We start from the raw sequence: 23,492 nt of genomic DNA, 5'->3' as shown, positions 1-23,492 counted from the left end.
TGGCGAATTCTACCACCGAATGAATCCAATATCACTGTTTAAGAATTGTCTTAGGACAAGGTTTTATCGAGAAATATTAATTTTTTGGATCGAAATAAATGGACTTAAAAGTTTCGTTTTGACTATAATAAATTTCAAACCGAAACTTAAAATCAAAATTTAAATGTCGAAACGAAACACTCAACTAAGAAGACACGCCATTTCTAACCTAGTAAATGAGCTTGGGGAAGTTAGCGTAGATGAGCTAGCGCAGAAGTTTGAAACCTCAGAGGTCACGATTAGAAAGGATTTAGCTTCTTTAGAGAAAAACGGACAACTTTTGCGCCGTTACGGTGGTGCAATTGCGATTCCAACGGAAGTTATCCATGAGGAAATGAGTCCAAATGTTTCGAGTCGAAAGTTAAGTCTGGCAAAAGCTGCGGCATCACTGATCCGAGAACATAACCGAATTGTGATCGACAGTGGCAGTACAACGGCTGCGCTGATTCAGCAATTAAACGACAAACGAGGCTTGGTTGTAATGACAAACTCGTTGCATGTCGCCAATGCACTTAACGAATTAGAGAGCGAACCAACCCTGTTAATGACAGGCGGAACTTGGGATACGCACTCAGAATCCTTCCAAGGCAAAGTAGCCGAATCTGTATTAAGAGCTTACGACTTTGACCAGTTGTTTATTGGTGCTGATGGCATCGATTTAGAACGCGGTACCACCACGTTTAACGAATTAGTTGGCTTAAGCAAGGTCATGGCAGAAGTGTCTCGTGAAGTCATCGTCATGATTGAGTCAGAGAAAGTAGGACGCAAGATCCCGAACTTAGAACTCGCTTGGGACCAAATTAATGTGTTGGTTACTGATGCAGAGTTACAGCCAGAACACAAAATACAGATTGAACAACATGGCGTTAAAGTCATTTGCGCCTAATCTAATAATGTAAACAGTTTCATATTTCACTTCCCTCTGGATAAAGGCCTTTGCTTGCTGCCTCTATTTGAAATCATGGTCAGGGAAGAACAAAACTACAAACGGAGATAAACACATGTGTGGAATCGTAGGTGCAGTAGCACAACGAGATGTTGCAGAAATTTTAGTTGAAGGCCTACGTCGCTTGGAATACCGCGGTTACGACTCTGCGGGCGTTGCGATTGTTGATGGTGAGACAAACCTAACGCGTATTCGTCGTCTAGGGAAGGTACAAGAGCTGGCAGACGCAGTAGACGAAGCAAAAGTGATCGGTGGTACCGGTATTGCGCACACTCGTTGGGCAACACACGGTGAACCTTCAGAAGTGAACGCACACCCACACATGTCTGGTGACATCGCAGTGGTACACAATGGCATCATCGAAAACCACGAAGAGCTGCGTGAGCTACTTCAATCTCGTGGTTACGTATTTGAATCTCAAACGGATACTGAAGTTATCGCTCACATGGTTGAGTGGGAACTTCGCACTTCAGAAACGCTACTAGAAGCAGTACAAAAGACAGCAAAACAACTGGATGGCGCATACGGCACAGTAGCGCTGGATCGTAAAGACCCTTCACGTATCGTCGTAGCACGCTCAGGCAGCCCAATCGTAATTGGTTTTGGTGTGGGTGAAAACTTCCTTGCTTCTGACCAACTTGCGCTTCTTAACGTGACACGTCGTTTCATGTACCTAGAAGAAGGTGACGTAGCAGAAATCACTCGTCGTGATGTGACTGTATTTGATGCAACAGGTGAGCGCGTAGAACGTGAAATCACAGAATCAAACGCGGAACACGACGCAGGCGATAAAGGCCAATACCGTCACTTCATGCAGAAAGAAATTTACGAGCAACCAACTGCGCTGATCAACACAATGGAAGGTCGTATCACGGCTGATTCTGTTGTTACTGAGGCAATTGGTGTAAACGCGGCAGAAATCCTAAGCAAAGTTGAGCACGTACAAATCGTGGCATGTGGTACGTCTTACAACGCAGGTATGACAGCACGTTACTGGTTCGAAGACATTGCTGGCGTAAGCTGTGACGTAGAAATCGCTTCTGAATTCCGTTACCGCAAGTTTGTGACGCGTCCAAACAGCCTATTGATCACGCTTTCTCAATCTGGTGAAACCGCAGATACGCTAGCAGCACTTCGCCTAGCAAAAGAGAAAGGTTACATGGCGGCAATGACCATCTGTAACGTAGCGGGTTCTTCTTTGGTTCGTGAGTCTGATTTCGCATTTATGACCCGTGCAGGTGTGGAAATCGGCGTGGCATCAACTAAAGCGTTCACGACTCAGCTTTCAGCACTACTGATGCTGGTAACTGCTCTTGGTAAGCAACAAAACCGCATCAGCAAAGAGAAAGAAAAAGAGATCGTAGAAGCGCTTCACGCTCTGCCAAAACAAATCAATGCAGCGCTATCTTTCGAAAAAGAAATCGAAGCACTAGCACCAGACTTTGCAGATAAGCACCACACTTTATTCCTAGGTCGTGGTGAATTCTACCCAATCGCGATGGAAGCGTCTCTAAAACTGAAAGAGATCTCTTACATTCACGCAGAAGCGTACGCAGCGGGTGAACTGAAACACGGTCCTCTAGCGTTGATCGATGCAGATATGCCAGTTGTGGTTGTTGCACCAAGCAACGATCTTCTAGAGAAACTGAAATCAAACGTTGAAGAAGTACGTGCTCGTGGTGGCCTGCTTTACGTATTCGCAGATGCTGATGCAGGCTTCGAAGGCGATGAGACCATGAAGATCATCACTATGCCACACGTTAGTGAAATCACGGCGGCGATCTACTACACCATCCCAATGCAGCTACTGTCTTACTACGTAGCGTTGATCAAAGGTACGGACGTAGACCAACCTCGTAACCTAGCGAAAGCAGTAACGGTAGAGTAATTACGCTTAACAGCAAAAATCCAAGCGGCACATGCGAGAGTATGTGCCGCTTTTTTATTTAAGCCCACTTTAAGGGGGTGAGTTATTGACCCAGTTGATGAGCGGTTAGAATAGCAGAGTAGACATTTTCTGCCGTCACTGGGAATGGCATATTGTGGATGGTTTCTCCCTCGGCCGTTGAAGCTTCGGCGACCTCGCGCAACTTAGCGTGATTAAGCTCTTTAACGCCCATATCAAATAAGTTGGTTGGTAGACCCACAGAGCGGCAGAAGGCGAGAACCGTATTAATCTCTTCCATCGCTGCGTTTTCTAACACCAATTGAACAAGCGTGCCGAACGCGACTTTCTCACCATGATAGAGATGGTGACACTCTTCGAGCTTGGTTAGGCCGTTATGAATAGCGTGAGCGCCTGCTAGGCCACTGCTTTCAAAACCGATACCGCTTAGGTATGTATTGGCTTCAATAATATTTTCTACCGCTTTGGTGCTCACACCATTTTCTACCGCAGCTTTGGCTTTTACACCATCTTCAAGCAAGGTTTCATAGCAAAGTTTCGCAAGCGCTTGTGCTGAACGCGTCGCTAACCCACCAGCCATTGTTACCTTACCAGAAGTCATGTTGGCACGAGCTTCAAAGTAGGTGGAAAGCGCGTCGCCCATCCCCGATACCAGTAGGCGAACAGGGGCTTTGGCGATGACTGATGTATCCATGATGACCATGTCTGGGTTTTTAGGGATCATCAAATATTCTGCAAACTCACCTTCAGGTGTGTATATCACCGCAAGAGCTGATGTCGGCGCATCAGTCGAGGCAATCGTAGGAACCACCACGACAGGAATTTTGGTGTAAAACGCAACAGCCTTTGCTGTATCTAAGGTTTTACCGCCACCAATACCGACAATGACATCGTGTTTTTGAGTCGCACAAATGTCCGTGATGCGTTCAATCTCAACGCGCGAACATTCGCCACCAAAAATGTTCATAGTGAGTGGAAGCTTTTCGTCAGCAAAACTTTGTTTGACGTCATCACCAACCAGGTTAGTCACGAACTCATCGGCAATGACTAACGGACGTTCACCCAATGTTTTCACATAGTGAGCGATAGATGTAAGTACTTGTTCACCTTGGACGTATTTGCTTGGGCTGATAATAATTTTGTCCATAATTCAAACCTTTAACCTTTTTTATGTGTGTTTTGGACTGCAATGAAAATCCATTGTAGCGATAAGGTTTATATTAGGTTTGGTGAGGTAAGTGGTGAAGGATATCTCTGGTTTTGTTCCATGCTTTTATGACCTCTGTGTCAAACCGACTGTCAGAAGTAATAAGCATCACCATGCTTTATGGCGCCGATCACTATTCAAGCGAATTCGTCGTTTTTCGTTTCATATTGAAACGAAAATACCGAAGTCGTTGTTTCAATATGAAACGTATTGATTTTTGTTGAGCACGTTTTTTCTCTGTTTAAGATGAATTCATACCCTACATAAAAATATAAATGGAATGAGATAGAACGATGAAAAAGTTAATTAACCAAGTCGATGATGTTGTATTGCAGCAAATGGAGGGCCTGGCATTGTCCCGCCCTGAGCTAAAAGCTAACTACGAACCTCGTTACATGTGGCATGAGGAAACGCCGGGGCAAGTGGCATTGGTTTCTGGTGGCGGCTGTGGTCATGAACCTTTGCACGCAGGTTTTATTGGTAAAGGCATGCTGACAGGCGCCTGCCCTGGTGAGGTATTTACTTCACCTACGCCTGATCAAATGTACGAATGTGGTAACCAAGTGAATACTGGTGAGGGCGTGCTGTTTATCATTAAAAACTACACCGGCGACGTGTTGAACTTTGAAACGGCCGTGGAGCTCCTTCATACCGATGGCATTAAAGTTGGGTCGGTGTTGGTGGATGACGATGTTGCAGTCAAAGACAGCCTGTATACCGCTGGTCGCCGTGGCGTCGCTGGAACGGTATTGGTTGAGAAGTTAGTTGGGGCTGCCGCGAACAAAGGTTATTCGTTGGAGCAATGTGAAGCACTGGCTCGTCGCGTTAATAATCACTGTCGTTCATTTGGCGTGGCGCTTAATGCTTGTGTTGTGCCAGCGGCGGGTAAACCATCTTTTGTTCTGGAAGATGATGAAGTGGAGTTTGGTGTTGGTATCCATGGTGAACCAGGTATCAAGCGAGTGAAATACACCGACGTCGATACGTTAGTGGATGAAATGTTTGCTGAAGTTGCTGAAAACACACCTTATCAGCGCACTTTGCGTATTTGGAATCGTGACGAAGGTGAATGGGATGAAGTGGAATCCAGCATTGAGCCTTTTGCTGCTGAACACGACTACATTGTGATGGTGAATGGTATGGGCGGTACGCCAACTTCAGAGCTTTACGGAGTGTACCGCCGTCTTGCTCATAACTGTGAGCAAGCAGGGTTCCGTATCGTGCGTAATATGGTTGGTAACTTCTGTACATCACTCGATATGGAAGGCGTTTCAATTACGTTGCTGAAGGCAGATAAAGAGATGTTGGAGCTGTTTGATGCTCCTGTCGATACGGCCGCGATCAAGTGGTAACAGGGGGGAGCAAACATGCAAATTGAAAAACAACATATCGTTCACTGGTTAGAGCTATGTGCAAAAACGTATCAAGAGAATCAAGATTTTCTGACCGACCTTGATCGTGATATTGGTGACGCAGACCATGGTCTCAATATGAACCGAGGCTTTAAAAAAGTCGCGGAAAAACTGCCGCAATTTGCGGACCAAAATATCGGCAGCATTCTCAAGAATACGGGCATGACCTTGCTTTCTAGTGTCGGTGGGGCAAGTGGCCCGCTGTATGGCACGCTGTTTATTCGCACGGCTGCCGCTGTCGGAACTCGAGAGCAACTAACGTTTGAAGAGTTGGTTGATGCACTAAAAAGCGGTGTGGATGGCGTGGTGTCTCGTGGTAAAGCGGAACTGGGTGATAAAACCATGTGTGATGTTTGGTTACCCGTTTTAGTTAGCGTGAAGGCGTCGTTAGAAAATGGCATGAGCGCTGACCATTTATTGAATGAAATGGTTGAGCTAGCAGAAACGAACGCGGTTTCCACGATTGAAATGTTGGCGAAAAAAGGGCGAGCAAGCTATTTGGGTGAACGTAGTATTGGTCACCAAGACCCCGGCGCAACCTCTTCTTTGTTAATGATTAAAGCACTACTGCAGGCAATAGCAGGTAATTAAGATGGTGGGAATTGTAGTTGTATCTCATAGTCGTCGCCTTGCGGAAGGGGTGGCCGAACTTGCCACCCAAATGACGCAAGGCAAAGCCAAGCTTGCGATTGCGGCTGGGATTGATGATCCAGAGAACCCGATCGGAACCGATGCCATAGCCGTGATGGAAGCGATTGAGCAGGTACATGATCAACAAGGGGTTGTTGTGTTGATGGATCTTGGCAGCGCGTTGCTTAGCACGGAAATGGCTCTGGATCTGATTGATGATCATGTGAGGGAAAATGTCACCCTTATCTCGGCACCTATTGTTGAAGGAACCATGGCGGCGTCGGTGGCTGCCGCCGCCGGACTGCCTTTATCGACGGTAGTCGAAGAGGCACAGAATGCGTTAAGCGTAAAACAAGAGCACCTTGGTGATCAGCCACTAACATCCGCTGAGATAGCGCCAGTATCAGAAAACTTTGAGCAAGAACGGACATTTGATTGGGTAGTGCAAAATCCGCATGGATTACATGCTCGTCCCGCTGCGGCCATTGTTGGTGCACTCGCGCCTTTCGACTGCCAATTATGGTTGAAAAAAGGCGAGCGCCGTGTGAACGCGAAAAGCTTGAACAGCATTGCGAAACTTGGCGTTCGTAGTCAAGAGACGATCACCTTATGCGCACTTGGACCTCAATCCAGTGAAGCAATCAAGGCATTTGAAGCCTTAGCTTATGAGCACTTCGGAGAAAAAGAGGCGGTTGAGCAAGGCATTATCGAACCTGAAGAAAGTTCAGATACTCTGCTCGATGGCATGGCCTCAAATCAGATTGAAGGTGCTGTTGTTGGTATTCGAGTCAATGACGGTATCGCTACTGCTCCTGCTGTCCTTTTTACTCATGAAATGCCAGCAGTGCCTGAACGTGATTTCCAAAGTGAACAAGATGAAATTGAACGGGTTAAGCGTGCGATAGGCGTGGTTGTTCAACATTTGCAGGAGCAAGCGAAGCAGCCGAAAGGGGAAATATTTGCTGCTCATAGCATGATGCTCAGTGACCCAGAATTATGGGCATCGGTCGAGTCGCGAATTCAAACGGGCATGATAGCCGAGCAAGCTTGGGTAGAATCACTGCAAACGTTGGCCGAAGAGTTTCGCCAGGCAGAAAGTCAGTACATGCGGGAACGCGAAGCAGATGTACATGATATCGCACGCCAAGTTATGGTCGAAATGACAGGCGTAACGCCTAATGCCATCGACATTCAGGAACCGAGTATTTTGTTGGCCCGCGACCTGATGCCTTCTGATGTGGCCGGGCTTGATAAATCGAAAGTGCTTGGTATCTGTTTGAGTGAGGGAGGGAAAACCTCTCACAGTGCGATTCTTGCTCGTGCGATGGGGATTCCTGCCATCGTTAAAGCTCAGGGCTGCCTTGATGCTGTGCGTGCTGGTCAAGTGGTGACTATTGATGGCTTCCGAGGGCATTTATGGTTCTCTCCTTCAGATGCCGTACAGCAGGAATTAGAAGCTCAGCAAATTGAGTGGCAAAGCATCCGACAACGTGCATTAGCGAGTGCTCAGCAAGCCGCAGTCACCTGTGATGGTGTCCATACTCCAGTATTCGCCAATATTGGTGGACCGAAAGATATTGATGATGCACTAACATCAGGAGCTGAGGGCGTTGGTCTATTTCGGACTGAGTTTCTATTTCAAAACAGTGATGAGTTGCCAACTGAGGAAGCGCAATACCAAGTGTATCGTGATATTGCCGCCGCACTTGGTGATAAGCCACTTACGATTCGTAGTCTAGATGTTGGCGGTGATAAGCCTTTAGCCGCTTATCCTATGCCAGCGGAAGATAATCCATTTTTAGGTTTGAGAGGGGTGCGGTTGTGCCTTCAACATGAGTCATTGTTTACCGCTCAACTTCGAGCCATTCTGAGAGCCTTTCACGAGCAACCGAATATTCAATTGATGATACCGATGGTGGCTCAGGTTGAAGAAGTGAGAAAAGTAAAAGCGCTGTTGGCGCATCAAGCAAACCAACTCGGCTTGGATGCGACTCATTTGCCCGTTGGTATTATGATTGAGGTGCCAGCCGCGGTATTAAATGCTGATGCGTTAGCCCAAGAAGTCGACTTTTTCTCTATTGGCACCAATGATTTGACTCAATATGTTATGGCCGCCGATCGAGGTAACGCTGCTGTTGCTGAATTGGTGAACTACTTTGAACCATCGGTACTAAAAGCCATTGAGCTCACGTGTGCAGCAGGCGATCGCGCGGGCATACCGGTTAGTATGTGTGGTGAGATGGCTGGCGATCCAAATGCCACAGAAACATTGCTCCGCGTGGGGTTGCGAAAATTCAGCGCCAGTTCGAGCATGCTACCGGGACTAAAAGCGCAGATTCGTCAGTTGTCTGTCGATGTTTAATCGATACCTTATCGTTAGTACACCTGTACCGGCGTGCTTACGCCGGTTTTACTTTTGTTATAGGAACGCCAATTCACGACTTAATACAGCTTCATTTGCTCCTGCAGCCCAAACTTATTAATTTTTCTCCATAAGGTCGTGCGGCCAATTTGCAATGCTTTCGCCATATAATGCATTTTGCCATCACACTGATTCCAAGCCTGAACAATCGCTCTTCTCTCGGCTTCTTCTAACGTGATTACTGGCGTATTTTCTGCGGTATGGCGAGAATTCAGTTTAATGTCTTCAGGAATATCGTTCAGCTTGATTAAGTTGGAACTGCGGTTAAGCAAAATTCGCTCAGTTCGATTTCTTAATTCGGAGTTATTGCCTGACCAACGAAAATTCATCAACGCTTCCAGTGCGACTGGCTCTATCGAGATCGTCACATTGTGGCGGCGTTCGTAATGGCTGATAAGCTGCTGGACGAGAAATTCAATGTCTTCTTTACGCTTTCGTAGTGGTGGAATATGCAGCTCGTTCGAGGAGATTTCATAATAAAGTTGCCGACCAAATGAGCGCTGAGTGACATACTCGCTGATCTCTGAAGCGGTGCTGGTAATAAGTTGAAAATCTACGGGGATCAATCGCAAACTGTCGCTGCGGCTGACGAGCCCAGTTTTTAACAACTTAAGTAGCACGGCTTGTAAATCGGGCGACAGATATTCCACCTTTTCTAAAAAGAGCGTACCGCCATGGGCGAGCTCAAACTTTGAAGGCATGCCTTGCCCTTCGTCGTACCCCAGGGTTTCTTTGACCAGTTGCTCTGTATTGATGGAGCGGCAGTTGAGCGTAATGAATGGTCCTTCTTTGTAGGCGCTTTCGTTATGAATCGCCATGGCGAGAGTGGCTTTTCCTACGCCTTCTTCACCTGTAATTAGAATCGGTGATTTTGACTTTATGGCCCGTTTTGCCACGGTAATGACATGCTTCATTTTTCGTGAAATGACGGGCAAAGTGCTGAACGTATAGCGCGCACTGCCACCTATTTGTTGTTGAGCAAGTTCGCGAATTTTATCGATAGGGTGCAAGAACAATAAGTGTGTGCCGTCGTTGAGTGGACGCAAGGTGATGATCGCCTCAACAAACTCGCCACGAACCTCTACCGTTGTGAGTTTACGGTTTATGCTCGCACCTGACTCAATACTAGTAAGGACATTCGGTGGGAAGCGCAAAACAGAAAAGACTTCTTTATCCAAGATCTGACTGGCTTCAATGTTTAACAAGCGCTCGGACTGGTGATTTACCATGGTTATACGGCTTTCTTCATCCCAGGCCAGAAGGCCGTCATCCATGCATTCTAACGTTGCGTTGTGCGCACAAGTAAGGCGGTTCATGTTTTCTTGTTCCGACTGAATGTGGATTTGCAAGCTGACTTCTTTCGCGCTCGACGCGATGATGACTAAGTCTTCTTTCTTATAGCTTTCCGCTTTTCTGAAAAGGCATGTTGTACCGCGTAATTTGCCAAATTGGTCGAAAACAGGCGCCGCTACAGAGGCATAAGAGTGCAAGTGGCGATTGAAATGTTCGGCAGCAAAAACTTCACACGGGATATGAGTGTTGATACAGAGATTGACTGCATTTGTGCCTATCTTTCCTTCGGAGAGAAAACAGCCTTGTTTTATGCCGAGCGCTTGCATCTCTTGTCGCATAGAGTCGTGCCCGACGGTGGAGAGAATACAGCCGTTGCCATCGGTTACCATCAATACCAGGTCTTCGTCACCAAGCATATCGTACGTATCTTCAAGTACGGTCGTGGCGCATTCGATGAGATGTTCGTTGCGCTTCATTAGAGATGAGAAGGTAAATCCAGAGGCAATATGTGGTTTTGACCAGGTGTAAGGGCTGCATTGCTTTATGCAACGCTCCCACGACTCGAGGACGGGAGTGCGGGAAAATTCTGGAGATACCCAGTGGTGTTTCTGGAAAAACTCCCACTTAGTTTTAGTGTCTTCGATTGAAAGCATGCGATACCGTTTCAATACTAGCGATAGATTGGTCTGATGTTACAGAGACATCGGAATATGGACTGTGATGGCTTTCACGCACGTTGTATAGAAGAATGTGCAAAAAGAGGGGCGAGTTGAGGAGGCTTCCTTGCCAGTTTTTCGATTAAAAAGGGCTGTCTTTGCCGAGCTCATTGCAAATCTCGACAATGGCAAGTGAGAGCCCTGACTTAATGATTTGTTGTTGACGTTGCAGTTGTAGCTGATAAAACTCAAGGTCGATGTCGTCATCTGGTTCGCTGACTTCCAGTTGTACCATGCCCATTTTCTTCACCAAGTGCAGTTTCTTAATTGGTTCTAGAATATTCGGGTCAGTGAATTCGTAATCTGAAGCGTCACTATTGAGTTGGTTTTTGAGTTTGATGATGTCTTCGATGTCGTGGTAAATGTCATCGGGGAGCACCCCCAAGCCAAACAATAACTTCAAACGAACAGACAGATCGCCCAGCGGTCCAGAGTCTTGTAGCAGCGGACCGACAACCGATTGAACAGCGAAGTTATCTTTACGAAAGATTCTTTGCACCAACCCGTCGATCGAATCGTTAAAAACGTCGACTGCTGCAATGAAAAAGCCTCGTACCGATGGGGCGCTGTTTAATCGCTCAATGATCTCGGTTTCGTTGATGTTATCTGCCATATACTGAATACATTTCTAATTATTAGCTATCCCAACTCTTCAAGCAGAGAAGGGCATAGAAGGGGAGCCGAGCTCCCCTAGGTAAATCAAAGTTGGTTGTAAAGTGTCTCGATTTGAGCCACTTCAGCACTGTCTTCTGCAAGACCTGTGTATGTCGCTAGCGTCTTCTTCACACCCACTTCTTTTAATGAGTTTTGTAGCTCTACGGCTTGTGGGTCAGTGTCGTTAGTGTACTTCAACGCAGCGGCAATGCCTTTCAAAAGTGTTTGATTTTCAGTGCCATACTCAATTGTACCGAGTAAAGGCTTCACTAATCTATCGTTTGCACCCAATTTTCTAATTGGTTGACGACCTACGCGATCCACCTCATCCACTAAGTATGGGTTGGCAAAGCGTCCTAAAATCTTCTCGATGTAGGCGTTGTGCATGTCACGGTCGAAGCCGTAACGTTTGATAAGCACTTCACCACTCTCTTGCATCGCCTGTTTTACTTCAGCGTGAATGCTTGGGTCTTCAATTGCTTCACGAATGGTACGATGGCCTTTCAAGCAACCTAGGTAAGCGGTAATGCAGTGGCCTGTATTGAGAGTGAATAGCTTGCGTTCTACGAATGCCATTAGGTTGTTGGTTCTTTCCATGCCAGCTATGTCAGGGATTTCGCCCTTGAATTGCTGCTCATCCACAATCCATTCGCTAAAGCTCTCTACCGTCACTTCTAGTGGGTCATCGTTCGCTGCTTCTGCTGGTGGCACGATGCGGTCTACCGCTGAATCGACAAAGCCAACCAATTCGTCTGCTTTCGCGTGCAATGATTCATCCAAGTGTTTGTACACTTCACCTTTTAGGTGTGTGGTGCCACGAACCATGTTTTCACACGCGATGATGTTCAATGGCTTATCGTTACCTGCTGCAAAGCGCTTAGCAATGCCGGTAGCGATGGTTTTTGCAATGATGTCCAGTACGTTAGGGCCAACCGCTGTTGTGACCAAGTCGGTTTTTACAATGCGGTCAATGACATCTTCACTGGCTGAGTTTACCGCGGTGACGTGAGTTACTGTGTCGATTTGGCACTCAGTACCGACCACTTTTACTTTGTATTCTTGCTTGTGACTCAGTTGGTCGACGAGTGGAGCGTCAACGTCTGCAAATGTGACCTCGACTTCTGCATCTGCTAAGAGTTTTCCGATGAAGCCACGACCAATGTTACCTGCGCCAAAATGAACTGCGTTTTTCATAATTCTTACCTACCAATGTCTAAAATGTTGACTTACGAAACTAGGGGGAGGCCAACCGCATTGGGGGTGACAGCTGACCTCATTTGCCTCAGGAGCAAATTAAAGGGGTAATTAAGCCGCTTGTTGACCGCCAAGGATGTTTAGAATCTCTTCCACATCGTTGGTGCTGGTTAGCTTCTCAATTGCCTCCGGCTCATCGAGCGCGTTCGTAATGGTGGTAATCACCTGGATGTGCTCATCGTTCTTAGCGGCAATGCCGATAACCAGTTTCGCTACATCATCGTCGTCTTCAGTAAATTGGATACCCGATGGGTATTGGCAGATTACAATGCCGGTTTTCTTCACGCGGTCTTTCGCTTCTACCGTGCCGTGAGGCACTGCGATAGATTCGCCTAGGTAAGTTGGAACCAATGCTTCACGCTCAAACATCGCGTCTACGTATTCTGGTTCTGCGTAGCCAAGTTCGACCAACTTGTTGCCTGCGAAGCGAATCGCTTCTTCTTTGTTGGCAGCTTTCAAACCTAGGTGAATGTTTTCACGCTGGATTTGGAACACCGACGTTTGCTGTGGCTCGAAGTTGTCGTCGTTTGCTGCCACGAGCGAAACTTTTACCATTTGGTCGTCATTGGCTGCGGATTGGTTTTGCGCTGCTAGTAGTTTGGTGACTAGCTGGTTGTACATCTCGCTGTCTAGGAAGTTAGTCAATGAAATGTGGTGTGCGTTTGGAGCATGCTTACGAGCACGATCCGTTAAGTCTTTATGAGTAATCACGATATCTGCACTCTCTGGTAAGCTGTTAATGGCAAGGTTGGTTACGTGGATGTTCAGACCTGCGTCTTGAACCTTTTTGCGTAGCATGCTCGCGCCCATTGCACTCGAGCCCATGCCCGCATCACAAGCGACAATGATGCTTTGTACTGTCGCTAGGTCTACGTCACCTTTGCTTTGGCTGTTTACCACCGCATCGTTTTTAGATGCAGATTTCATGTCTTTCATTTGTGATGTTGCTTTTTCTAGTGCTGCTTCATCACCGTCTTCTTCTGTGGACGTTTGTGTCTTCATTAGTAGTGCTGCTACCGCGAATGACACACCTGTTGCTGCTGCGATAGACGCTAGAACACCAACGATTGAGCCTTTCTGAGTCATCAACAAGATTGCAAAGATTGAACCTGGTGATGCTGGAGAAACGATACCTGCGTTAAAGATAGTTAGAACGAATACGCCAGTCATACCACCTGCGATAGCCGCAAGGATTAGGCGAGGGTTCATTAGGATGTATGGGAAGTAAATCTCGTGGATACCGCCGAAGAAGTGGATGATTGATGCACCACCTGCAGTTTGACGAGCCGTACCTTTACCAAACACCATGTAAGCTAGCAGGATACCTAGACCAGGACCTGGGTTTGCTTCGATTAGGAAGAAGATCGACTGACCTGTTTCAGACGCTTGTTGGATACCCAGTGGAGAGAAAATACCGTGGTTGATCGCATTGTTTAGGAACAGGATCTTCGCAGGTTCAACGAAGATTGAAGTCAGTGGTAGTAGGTGAGCAGAAACTAGGAAGTTAACGCCAGCCGCCAAGCCACCAGAAAGAATTTTTACGAATGGACCGATAAAGATGAAGGCAAGGATCGCACATAGCATGCCGATGATGCCCGCAGAGAAGTTGTTAACCAACATCTCGAAGCCACTTTTTACTTTACCATCGATGTAGTTATCGAATTTCTTGATAGCCCAGCCGCCCATTGGGCCGACCATCATTGCCCCCATAAACATTGGGATGTCTGTGCCGACAATCACACCCATTGTTGTGATTGCACCGACTACCGCACCACGATCGCCGCCAACTAATTTACCACCGGTGTAACCGATAAGTAGTGGCAGCAAGTAGGTAATCATTGGGCCAACCATAGAGGCTAACGTTTCGTTTGGTAGCCATCCAGTTGGGATAAATAGAGCAGTGATAAAGCCCCACGCGATAAACGCGCCGATGTTTGGCATTACCATGTTTGACAGAAAACGACCAAAATTTTGTATCTTGATCTTGGCATCTGGTGATATCATAACAATTCCCCGTTCGATGTTCTGATGAATCTTGTTGTAGTAAACGGTTCGCCAAAACCGTTTGTTTGATTGCTTAGTACCCAATCAATTTACCACACATTTTCCAATTGGAACTGACAACGGGTTTTTCGTGATCTACGCCCGCATTTCTTAGGCTGAGAAACGGTTTTTAAGTGACCAAGTTCAACTTATTAACTTGTAACTTAATAACAAAAAGCCACTTTCAAATCTGTCAATAAAAATCTTAGTGATCAATCCGATCTTCTGACAAATTTAAAATTAAAATACTTTGTGACTTTGATCACTTTTGATTTTTTTTGAAATTCGAATTAAATACTTGCGATGATCAATGTCACGTTTTGCGTTGAGTTGTGGTGGATTTAAAGTGTGACTTGGATCTGTTTTTTGTTTTTTGTGAAAGTTTGTGACGGAATTGGTGAGATAAATGCTATCTAGATCTTTCGATAGATTGTATCTATAAGAGTCTTTTCGGCGCACTTCACGGAGCACGCCTAATTAGTTGATGAAAGGGTAAATAAAGTGAGTCGCCACACGGTTCTTCTTGTGATTCCCAACTCTCTACTTAATCACTGTTCTTAATCATCGTTGCTATTAGTATGATAGACGAGGTAGTCATGAGCTTGCTCGCGTCCCATATACCTTGCCAACGTCTTGTCTTGAACATCGCGCAAATCCACCATAATCAATCCATCTAGAGCGTTATTGAATGCAGGGTCGACGTTGAAGCATACCAGCTTGCCATTGAGGCTTAAGTACTGACGCAGCAAAACGGGCACTCCTTTCCCTTCATCGATTCTGGCAATGACACGTGACAATAGCTGTAAATCACCCAGAGCAGTGAGCATGCTGGTGTTCCAGTCACGGTGGTGCTCAGGAAGTGGGTTAGAAGGTGTGACGTACTCTGCGCAATTGTTGTCGTAGTGGTGCAGTGTCATTGATTGAGCCAGTAATTGACGTGCAGTATCGCTATAATCGTTGCTAATGCTTACCGGACCAAATAGGTGAGTGTAATCTGGGTTTTGATGAACGAACGTTGCGATGCCTTTCCACAGCAGCAGTAGCGCGCTCATGCTCTTTTGATATTGCTGCGCAATCACTGAGCGCCCCATCTCGATGGATTTACCCATTTGGTCGATAAAGCGTTGGTCATAGTTAAACAACGTTCGTGAATACAGACCTGCTACGCCGCGCTTTTCAATCAGTTGATCAACCAGACCTAAACGATACGCGCCCACCAAGCATTGGTTCTCTCTGTCCCACACAAACAGATGCAGGTAATCATGATCGAAATGGTCAATGTCTATTGCTAGTCCCGTCCCTTCGCCAACTTGTCGAAAATTGAGCTCACGTAGGCGACCAATTTCATGCAGTAGGGAAGGGATATTCTGCGACTCCGTGCAGTAGACATCGAACTCACCACTTGTTAGCAGCTTGGACTCTTTTGGTAAGCCGTTCAGCTCTTCAAGCAATTCGCCTACGGGTAACCCTGCCGCTATTGGAGAGAGCAGTTCTGATGAAGAAGAAGGCTTAACTGATTGGGTTTCACGATTGAGCAAGTAAGTGTTGAGCCGCAAATAGTTCACCACTTGATCATCGTTAAGTGTGTTGAGCTCTTTGAATTTAATCGCTTGGCCAAAAGACAAGTTGATGGTTTGTGCATGTTTGTTCAGTAGCTCCCGCCCGAGCATTAGGGTACGCAAAAGTGGATGGATTTTCCCTGCCATATAGAAGCGTTTCGAGTTCTGACCACTGATGAATACTGGAACTGTCGTTGCTTTGTTTTTGCGGATCAGGCTACTTACGCTTCGACTCCACGCTTTGTCTTCCAAGCGTTGTTGTTTGGCATCGACTAACTGGGACACTTCACCGGCAGGAAAGACAAGTAATAAGCCGCCACTTGCTAGGTGTTTATTAGCCGCTCTGAGGGCCTTCATATTCGATTTGACGGCGTCTTTTCCTTCAAACACATCGACACCAATGAAGAGCTGATCTAACTCCGGCACGGTTTTCAGGTATTGATTGGCTAGAATTTGGATATCGTCTCGTACCATCAACAAGAGTTCGGCCAAGATGACGCCTTCCACACAACCAAGCGGGTGGTTCGCCACAATGACGGTAGCACCTTGTTTAGGCACTGAGTCGAGTGAACCATGAGCAATGCGATAATCGATACCTAAGATATCCAGCGTGAAGCGGAGAAAAGTTTTGGTATCGGCATTAACGGGGCGTTGGGCGTAGAACTTATCAAGTTGGTTTAAACCGGTTGCCCATTCAGCAACGTTTTCACCAATGCCAAACGGCGTTTTACGAGGGAGACGAAAAGGGGTTGAACTATCCATATTTACCTCAGCGTACAAGTTGCTGATTGGATAGTAGAAATTACAGATGACAGTTCAGAGGCAAAAGCATGAGCCTTTGGTGACAAACTAATGAAGCTTTATTGACTAAAGAAAACGGTATATCACTGTGCTATGAATCAAAACTCGCGTTATGTCTCCCTCTTAAAACAAGAGATAGGCTATCTTATTTAGAACAAAGATTAAGCTAAGTTGATATTTATCAGGGGGAAATAATGGAACGAGTTTCCAATAAAGCAGCACTTTGGATTGGGCTAAGTTTGATACTTGGTCTTGGCATCCTTGGCTATTTTATGCAGCAGACGGCGGTGAAATACCGAGCCTATGAAAGAGTCGTGACAGTAAAAGGTTTGTCGGAGCGTGAGTATCCTGCTGATACGGTGATTTGGCCGATTCAATTTACTCTAGCGAGTAATGATATGGGGGCCATGTTTGATGAAATTGACCAGCAAACCCGTTTGATTTTGGACTTTCTAAGTGCCAAAGGGCTTCCTGAAACCAGCGTTTCCCTTTCTTCCCCAGCGGTCATTGACAGAAAAGCACAGCAATATGGGAGCGAGCAAGACATTGAGTATCGTTATTTGGCCTCGCGAACCGTTACGGTTTACAGCCAGAGTGTTGATGTTGTTCGAGCGGCAATCAATGAAATAGGTGAGCTAGGAAAACAAGGCGTTTTGCTTAACCAAGATCCTTATGCAAATCGTGTTGAGTACAGCTTTACTAAGCTGAATGATGTGAAGCCAGACATGATCGAAGAAGCGACTAAGAATGCGCGTGAAGTGGCTGAGAAATTTGCGAAAGACTCACAGAGTTCACTGGGTAAGATCAAACGTGCAACTCAAGGGCAGTTCTCGATTTATGACCGAGACAGCAACACGCCTTACATTAAGAAAGTACGAGTGGTATCGACGGTTCAATATTACTTATCTGATTAAAGTTGCGCTCATATAGCCAATAGTTGGTCGTTCCATCACCCTCTGTTTGTAGAGGTATCTATGCTCTGTGATAGGGAAATCAGTCTTCGCTGACGCTATATACAAGTACTTTTTTATAAAACTAAGTTCTTAACAGTGATGAGGTGAGTTTGATAATAATCAAGCTCACTTGTTTCTTATGAGCGTAAGTTAGTATGACTTATTGCTAGAAGGAATTAGTATCATGGCATACAAGCACTTTGTTAGAGAACTACTGGGTTTAGCGATTGTTGTCTCTGTCGTCTTTGGTGTATTAGGCGTGATGTTAGAGCTCTTTGCACTGACGGCACTTTGGGAGCATCAGCAAACGATAGCCGATGTTTTCTTCCATGAATCTCTCTACTTCATCGTATTTTTAATCCCACCATACTTCCTCTGGAAGTTGATTAACCGCCCTGAATTGGTTTCTGCTGACCAAGCTTATTTGGCAATGAAGTTAGAAGCTGAAAGTCGACAATGAGTCAATTTAGTGAGTAATGAAAAGAAGAGGCTATGAGAAAACATTAGCCTCTTTCCTATCTGATTAGTGAGCAAAGTATTCGTTGCTTTATTGATTAAAAAGCTGCTTCTATTGTGCCTTTGAACGTACGATCGAGGTAATCACGAATTGCTTGAGATTGGTAAATAGAAACGAACTTTTTATACGCTTCATTATTTTTGTCTGCGTCACGAGTAGCGATGACCATGACGGCCAGCGGTGCGTCTTTTGCTTCAAGATAGATACTTTGTTTCTTCGGATCTAAACCAGAAGACATTACGTAGTTCATTGTAATCGCAGCCGCGTCCACATCATCTAATGTTCTTGGTAGCTGAGCGGCATCTACCTCGACAAATTCAAATGATTTTGCGTTTTTTGTGATATCAGTTAGGGCGGCTTTATGGCCAACACCCTGTTTCAGCTCAATTAAACCTGCATCGGCGAGTAGCAACAGACCACGACCACCGTTGGTAGGGTCATTTGGAAGCGCTATACGTGCATTGTTTGGAAGCTCTTGCAGTGAGCGATACTTATTAGAATAAAGCCCCATACGCATAAGAATGGACTGACCAATTGATACTAATTGGGCGTTATGGCTACTGTTGAAGTTGTCTAAAAATGGCTGGTGCTGATAGCTATTAATATCGATGCTACCATCGCTAAGAGCGGCATTAGGTGTCACGTAGTCAGAAAACTCAATGACTTCGACATTCAAACCTTGCTTCGCAGCCTCCTTCGCTACCGCCTCGACTACTTGTGCATGTGGTCCAACTGTCGCGCCCACTTTAATGACAGAGTCATCTTTTTCTCCACAAGCGCTTAAGCCGACTACTGCCGTGAGAATCAAAGCTAGTTTCTTTAAGTGACCAATACTTTTCATTGTAGCTCCATTTTTGCTTTAGACGTCCATACGTTTATATGTCCATCCTATCAGAAGTTGTCTGAGGGTCAATGGTTTAAATCACGAGCAGACATTTTGTTTCTATTGCTCGTATAGAAAGCCAGATAATAGTTAAAGAAGAGGGGAAGAGGAAAAGCTATTACGAGGTTAGTGACGAGTTACCGCAACTGTACCCAAAGATATAAGATACAAAAAAGGCGTAGTAGGTATTAACCTGCTACGCCTTTCGAAATATGGTGGCCCCTCGCAGACTTGAACTGCGGACCAATCGATTATGAGTCGACTGCTCTAACCACTGAGCTAAGGGGCCTTGATAGGACAACGATTATAGGGGAAGCGTTGCAAGGTGTCTAGATACCAACTAGGGCAATTGCGCTTAGTTTTTATCCACTTAGAACAGTAGATAATAAAAAAGGTGACCTAAAGTCACCTTTTTTGATTTCTAAAAGCTTATATGCGCTGCGATTATTCGTCTAGGAAGCTGCGCAGAGTCTCTGAGCGGCTTGGGTGACGAAGTTTACGTAGTGCTTTTGCTTCGATCTGACGGATACGTTCACGAGTAACGTCGAACTGCTTACCAACTTCTTCTAGAGTATGGTCAGTGTTCATGTCGATACCAAAGCGCATACGAAGTACTTTCGCTTCACGTGGCGTTAGACCTGCAAGCACGTCTTTTGTTGCCACTTTAAGGCTAGTTGCTGTTGCAGAATCTAGCGGAAGTTCTAGCGTTGTATCTTCGATAAAATCACCTAGATGCGAATCTTCGTCGTCACCGATTGGTGTCTCCATTGAGATAGGCTCTTTAGCGATTTTTAGAACTTTACGAATCTTGTCTTCTGGCATTTGCATGCGCTCTGCCAGTTCTTCCGGTAGTGGCTCGCGACCCATCTCTTGCAACATTTGACGAGAAATACGGTTTAGCTTGTTGATCGTTTCGATCATGTGTACCGGGATACGAATCGTACGTGCTTGGTCCGCGATTGAACGAGTGATTGCCTGACGGATCCACCACGTTGCGTAAGTCGAGAACTTGTAACCACGACGATATTCGAACTTATCTACCGCTTTCATCAGACCGATGTTACCTTCCTGGATCAGATCCAAGAACTGTAGGCCACGGTTGGTGTATTTCTTCGCGATAGAAATTACAAGACGCAAGTTCGCTTCAACCATCTCTTTCTTCGCACGGCGAGCTTTTGCTTCACCGATAGACATACGACGGCTGATGTCTTTAATGTTCTGTACGTTTAGAGAAGTCTCTTCTTCAATCATTTTTAGCTTAGCGATTGAACGACGGATTTCTTCTTCGTTACGTTTGATCTTTTCAGCGTATGGCTTGTCTGAAGCAAGAACTTCATCCAGCCAAGCTTCACTTGATTCATTACCAGTGAACAGCGCGATGAATGATTTCTTCGGCATTTTGCCGTATTCAACCACTGACTTCATGATCAGACGCTCTTGTGTACGAACGCGATCCATAGCAGTACGCAGTTCATTCACTAGGTGATCAAACTGTTTAGGCGTTAGACGAAACTCGCGGAATACGTCTAGCATCATTTCATTAGCAACGGTTGCTTTCGGGCTGTTATAGCCGTACTCGTTGATTGCTAATTGAAGATTTTGATAGGTGCTGCGTAGTTGGTTGAATTTCTCTAGCGCTAATTCAGGATCGATACCTACATCTTCTTCAGAATCATCTGAATCGTCATCGCTATCTTCGTCGTCATCAACGTCTTCATCGTCTTCTTCTTCTAACTGAGATTCAGTCAGTTCAGAACCGATGTGTGTTGCCGTTGGTGCAGCGGTGTCGTCAGCATCTGGATCTACAAAACCTGAAATTAGGTCTGTAAGACGTAGTTCTTCAGCTTGAACTTTGTCAAATTGCTCAAGAATGTACGGAATTGTGCCTGGGTATTCAGCAACAGACGATTGAACTTGGTTAATACCTTCTTCAATACGTTTTGCGATGTCGATTTCGCCTTCGCGAGTTAGAAGTTCGACAGTACCCATCTCACGCATGTACATACGTACTGGGTCTGTTGTACGACCAATCTCACTCTCTACGCTAGAAAGTGCAGCGGCTGCAGCTTCGGCTGCATCTTCATCGGTAATATTTGTGTCATCGTTCAGTGCTAAATCATCAGCATCAGGAGCAGTTTCTACTACCTTAATGCCCATGTCGTTGATCATCTGAATGATGTCTTCTACCTGTTCTGAATCTACGATTTCAGCAGGTAGGTGGTCATTTACTTCGGCGTAGGTCAGATAGCCTTGTTCCTTGCCTTTAATAACAAGTGACTTTAGCTGTGACTGCGGATTGTGATCCATAGACGGTATCCAACTTCGTAATCTGGTGAAGGAATCAGTATGCGAAATGCAAACCACTTACTATAACAAATTAAATCGTTGCTGACTAATTAAACAGGGTTACGCTTTTAAATCTAGCATAAGTGCTAGCAGCTCCCTTTTCTCTTCGGCTGATAAACCGACACTTCTTGCTTTGGCCTGCAGGTTTTCAATTTGTTTTTCTACGCACTGGGCAATAATTTTATCCAGTGAGTCTAAAAAGATTTCTTCTTGGTTGTCCTCATCGAGTGGAATGTCCCAACTCGCGAGACGAGACAGAAGGGTCTCATTTTGGCTGTTTCGCCAATGCTCTAATAATTGGCCTGTGTTGATATGGGGATGCGCTTGGCATTTATCAAGTACATCAACAAATAAACTTAGACCAGGAATGGGCAAATCTCTAACGCTAGTTAGATCTGGCACCATACTTACGTATTGTGGGTTTTGAATCAGTAACGCGATCACTTCTCGCATCGGCGTTCGCTTGATTTCTTTATGAGGTTGAGGCCTTTTATCCTCTTTACCTTGTTTTGAAATTAGCTGCTGTAGTTGGCGTTCATCAACCAAACCCAAACGGCGGCCAAGCAATTCTCTCAAGTATAGTCTTAAAGTGCCGCCAGGGACTTTATCAATGAGAGGAACCGCAAGAGTACTCAGTTTTGCCATGCCTTCTTTCGTGCTCATATCGACCTGCTGAGTCAATGAGCTGAACATGAATTCAGACAAGGGCATCGCATTAGACACTTGCTGCTCAAATGCTTGTTTTCCGTTTTGTCGGATATAAGAGTCGGGATCTTCTCCATCCGGCAAAAACATGAATTTTAACTGGCGACCATCCGTTAGGTAAGGCAATGCATTTTCCATGGCACGCCACGCGGCTTCACGGCCTGCGCGGTCACCGTCATAACAACACACGACGGTGCTTGTTTGCCTGAATAACACTTGCAAGTGATCGCCCGTTGTCGAGGTTCCCAATGAGGCAACGGAATAATCTACGCCATATTGAGCAAGTGCGACAACATCCATATAGCCTTCAACCACTAAAATTTGTGGTGGCTCACGGTACGCTTGTAGTACTTCATAAAGGCCATACAACTCTTTACCTTTATGAAATATCGGGGTTTCGGGTGAGTTGAGATATTTTGGTGTCCCATCACCTAATACTCGACCACCAAAGCCTATTACTCGACCGCGTCTGTCTCGAATAGGAAACATCACTCGACCACGGAATCGGTCGTAGCGGTTGCCTTTATCGTTTTCAATCAACATGCCGCCAGTGACGAGCATGTCTTGGTTTTCTTTATTCTGGCCAAAGTTCTTACGAACTAAATCCCATTCATCAGCCACATAGCCGATGCCAAACTTCTGGACGATTTCACCAGACAGGCCACGATCTTTTAGATACTCAATCGCCACCTTACTTGCTGGCTGTTTGAGTTGGTTACGATAAAATTGAGCAATGCTGCCCATTAAGTCGTATAGGTTACGTTTTTCACTGCTGCTTGCTTGTGGGCCTGATTGAAACGAACCATTACCGCCGCTACGTTGTTCGCGAGGAACATCTAAACCCAAGTATGAAGCGAGTTCTTCAATGGCTTCGACGAATTCTAGTCGGTCGAATTCCATCAAAAAATCGATGGCATTTCCATGCGCGCCACAACCAAAACAATGGTAGAACTGCTTTTCTTGACTGACACTGAATGAGGGTGTCTTTTCGTTGTGGAACGGGCAGCATGCGCCGTAGTTTTTGCCTTTTTTCTTAAGTTTCACACGTGCGTCGATGATATCGACAATATCAAGTCGAGCTAGAAGGTCATCGATAAAACTGCGAGGGATGTGTCCAGCCATAAAACCTAACAAAAAAAGAAGATGATGAGTGGAGTGAATGCCTTCAAAGAATGAGCGTATTGCCCATTGATTTCATTCCATCCA

Annotated in this window: 16 protein-coding genes and 1 tRNA gene; 7 read left to right on the top strand and 10 right to left on the bottom strand. The window is 45.7% G+C overall.

Going from position 1 to position 23,492, the window contains the following annotated elements:
* Nucleotides 1-163 precede the first annotated feature (163 nt).
* Both R8269_RS17825 and glmS read left to right on the top strand, forming a co-directional pair.
* Nucleotides 164-925 (top strand): DeoR/GlpR family DNA-binding transcription regulator, encoded by a 762-nt coding sequence (locus tag R8269_RS17825; RefSeq protein WP_005437403.1) that lies wholly within the window; start codon nt 164-166, stop codon nt 923-925.
* 115 nt (nt 926-1,040) lie between these two features.
* Nucleotides 1,041-2,873, top strand: a complete 1,833-nt coding sequence (glmS, locus tag R8269_RS17820; RefSeq protein ID WP_005437406.1) for a glutamine--fructose-6-phosphate transaminase (isomerizing) — start codon at nt 1,041-1,043, stop codon at nt 2,871-2,873.
* Nucleotides 2,874-2,955: 82 nt separating this feature from the next.
* On the opposite strand, the gene R8269_RS17815 is transcribed toward glmS, so the two are convergent.
* On the bottom strand, nt 2,956-4,038 hold the full coding sequence (locus R8269_RS17815; RefSeq protein WP_318222603.1) for a glycerol dehydrogenase: 1,083 nt from the start codon (nt 4,036-4,038) through the stop codon (nt 2,956-2,958).
* 353 nt (nt 4,039-4,391) lie between these two features.
* Here R8269_RS17815 and dhaK point away from each other — a divergent pair, with 353 nt between their 5' ends.
* The 3 genes from dhaK to ptsP are packed head-to-tail and all read left to right on the top strand — an operon-like array spanning nt 4,392 to nt 8,502.
* Nucleotides 4,392-5,450: a dihydroxyacetone kinase subunit DhaK gene (dhaK, locus tag R8269_RS17810; protein ID WP_005383055.1), complete on the top strand. Its 1,059-nt coding sequence runs from the start codon at nt 4,392-4,394 to the stop codon at nt 5,448-5,450.
* Nucleotides 5,451-5,465: 15 nt separating this feature from the next.
* Entirely contained in the window at nt 5,466-6,101 is a 636-nt protein-coding gene (dhaL, locus tag R8269_RS17805) for a dihydroxyacetone kinase subunit DhaL (RefSeq protein WP_318222602.1), read from the top strand.
* Between the two features lies 1 nt (nt 6,102).
* A complete protein-coding gene (gene ptsP, locus R8269_RS17800; RefSeq protein ID WP_318222601.1) occupies nt 6,103-8,502 on the top strand; it encodes a phosphoenolpyruvate--protein phosphotransferase in 2,400 nt (799 codons plus the stop codon).
* Between the two features lie 80 nt (nt 8,503-8,582).
* Here ptsP and dhaR read toward each other — a convergent pair whose 3' ends face one another.
* From dhaR to R8269_RS17775, 5 genes are all read right to left on the bottom strand, one after another.
* Nucleotides 8,583-10,508, bottom strand: coding sequence for a dihydroxyacetone kinase operon transcriptional regulator DhaR (dhaR, locus tag R8269_RS17795; protein WP_215810557.1), 1,926 nt, complete (start codon nt 10,506-10,508; stop codon nt 8,583-8,585).
* A 145-nt stretch (nt 10,509-10,653) separates the two neighbouring features.
* Nucleotides 10,654-11,184 (bottom strand): MltR family transcriptional regulator, encoded by a 531-nt coding sequence (locus tag R8269_RS17790; protein WP_005379708.1) that lies wholly within the window; start codon nt 11,182-11,184, stop codon nt 10,654-10,656.
* Between the two features lie 86 nt (nt 11,185-11,270).
* Complete coding sequence (locus R8269_RS17785; RefSeq protein WP_062730758.1) at nt 11,271-12,419, bottom strand: mannitol-1-phosphate 5-dehydrogenase; 1,149 nt, start codon at nt 12,417-12,419, stop codon at nt 11,271-11,273.
* Nucleotides 12,420-12,530: 111 nt separating this feature from the next.
* Complete coding sequence (locus R8269_RS17780) at nt 12,531-14,483, bottom strand: PTS mannitol transporter subunit IICBA (RefSeq protein WP_005379710.1); 1,953 nt, start codon at nt 14,481-14,483, stop codon at nt 12,531-12,533.
* Between the two features lie 596 nt (nt 14,484-15,079).
* Entirely contained in the window at nt 15,080-16,843 is a 1,764-nt protein-coding gene (locus tag R8269_RS17775; protein WP_213965511.1) for a lysophospholipid acyltransferase family protein, read from the bottom strand.
* Between the two features lie 233 nt (nt 16,844-17,076).
* Here R8269_RS17775 and R8269_RS17770 point away from each other — a divergent pair, with 233 nt between their 5' ends.
* Entirely contained in the window at nt 17,077-17,796 is a 720-nt protein-coding gene (locus tag R8269_RS17770) for an SIMPL domain-containing protein (protein ID WP_005379714.1), read from the top strand.
* A 223-nt stretch (nt 17,797-18,019) separates the two neighbouring features.
* On the top strand, nt 18,020-18,295 hold the full coding sequence (locus R8269_RS17765; RefSeq protein ID WP_005379716.1) for a hypothetical protein: 276 nt from the start codon (nt 18,020-18,022) through the stop codon (nt 18,293-18,295).
* Nucleotides 18,296-18,389: 94 nt separating this feature from the next.
* Here R8269_RS17765 and R8269_RS17760 read toward each other — a convergent pair whose 3' ends face one another.
* The 4 genes from R8269_RS17760 to dnaG form a co-directional block, all read right to left on the bottom strand.
* Nucleotides 18,390-19,193 carry a MetQ/NlpA family ABC transporter substrate-binding protein gene (locus R8269_RS17760; protein WP_017633488.1) on the bottom strand — a complete coding sequence of 268 codons (804 nt, stop codon included), beginning with the start codon at nt 19,191-19,193 and terminating at the stop codon, nt 18,390-18,392.
* Between the two features lie 255 nt (nt 19,194-19,448).
* Nucleotides 19,449-19,524, bottom strand: a tRNA-Ile gene (locus tag R8269_RS17755).
* 155 nt (nt 19,525-19,679) lie between these two features.
* On the bottom strand, nt 19,680-21,542 hold the full coding sequence (rpoD, locus tag R8269_RS17750; RefSeq protein ID WP_005395986.1) for an RNA polymerase sigma factor RpoD: 1,863 nt from the start codon (nt 21,540-21,542) through the stop codon (nt 19,680-19,682).
* Between the two features lie 99 nt (nt 21,543-21,641).
* A complete protein-coding gene (gene dnaG / locus R8269_RS17745; RefSeq protein ID WP_005379719.1) occupies nt 21,642-23,408 on the bottom strand; it encodes a DNA primase in 1,767 nt (588 codons plus the stop codon).
* Nucleotides 23,409-23,492: the final 84 nt, after the last annotated feature.

The sequence above is a fragment of the Vibrio sp. Vb0667 genome (genome assembly GCF_033391095.1).
Note: the sequence above shows the minus strand (reverse complement) of the source record. Positions and strands in the feature narration are given on the sequence as shown.

Excerpts from the sequence above, each read along its gene's own strand:
- R8269_RS17825 (WP_005437403.1), top strand. The coding sequence starts at position 164 with ATGTCGAAACGAAACACTCAACTAAGAAGACACGCCATTTCTAACCTA.
- glmS (WP_005437406.1), top strand. The coding sequence starts at position 1,041 with ATGTGTGGAATCGTAGGTGCAGTAGCACAACGAGATGTTGCAGAAATT.
- R8269_RS17815 (WP_318222603.1), bottom strand. The coding sequence starts at position 4,038 with ATGGACAAAATTATTATCAGCCCAAGCAAATACGTCCAAGGTGAACAA.
- dhaK (WP_005383055.1), top strand. The coding sequence starts at position 4,392 with ATGAAAAAGTTAATTAACCAAGTCGATGATGTTGTATTGCAGCAAATG.
- dhaL (WP_318222602.1), top strand. The coding sequence starts at position 5,466 with ATGCAAATTGAAAAACAACATATCGTTCACTGGTTAGAGCTATGTGCA.
- ptsP (WP_318222601.1), top strand. The coding sequence starts at position 6,103 with ATGGTGGGAATTGTAGTTGTATCTCATAGTCGTCGCCTTGCGGAAGGG.
- dhaR (WP_215810557.1), bottom strand. The coding sequence starts at position 10,508 with ATGCTTTCAATCGAAGACACTAAAACTAAGTGGGAGTTTTTCCAGAAA.
- R8269_RS17790 (WP_005379708.1), bottom strand. The coding sequence starts at position 11,184 with ATGGCAGATAACATCAACGAAACCGAGATCATTGAGCGATTAAACAGC.
- R8269_RS17785 (WP_062730758.1), bottom strand. The coding sequence starts at position 12,419 with ATGAAAAACGCAGTTCATTTTGGCGCAGGTAACATTGGTCGTGGCTTC.
- R8269_RS17780 (WP_005379710.1), bottom strand. The coding sequence starts at position 14,483 with ATGATATCACCAGATGCCAAGATCAAGATACAAAATTTTGGTCGTTTT.
- R8269_RS17775 (WP_213965511.1), bottom strand. The coding sequence starts at position 16,843 with ATGGATAGTTCAACCCCTTTTCGTCTCCCTCGTAAAACGCCGTTTGGC.
- R8269_RS17770 (WP_005379714.1), top strand. The coding sequence starts at position 17,077 with ATGGAACGAGTTTCCAATAAAGCAGCACTTTGGATTGGGCTAAGTTTG.
- R8269_RS17765 (WP_005379716.1), top strand. The coding sequence starts at position 18,020 with ATGGCATACAAGCACTTTGTTAGAGAACTACTGGGTTTAGCGATTGTT.
- R8269_RS17760 (WP_017633488.1), bottom strand. The coding sequence starts at position 19,193 with ATGAAAAGTATTGGTCACTTAAAGAAACTAGCTTTGATTCTCACGGCA.
- rpoD (WP_005395986.1), bottom strand. The coding sequence starts at position 21,542 with ATGGATCACAATCCGCAGTCACAGCTAAAGTCACTTGTTATTAAAGGC.
- dnaG (WP_005379719.1), bottom strand. The coding sequence starts at position 23,408 with ATGGCTGGACACATCCCTCGCAGTTTTATCGATGACCTTCTAGCTCGA.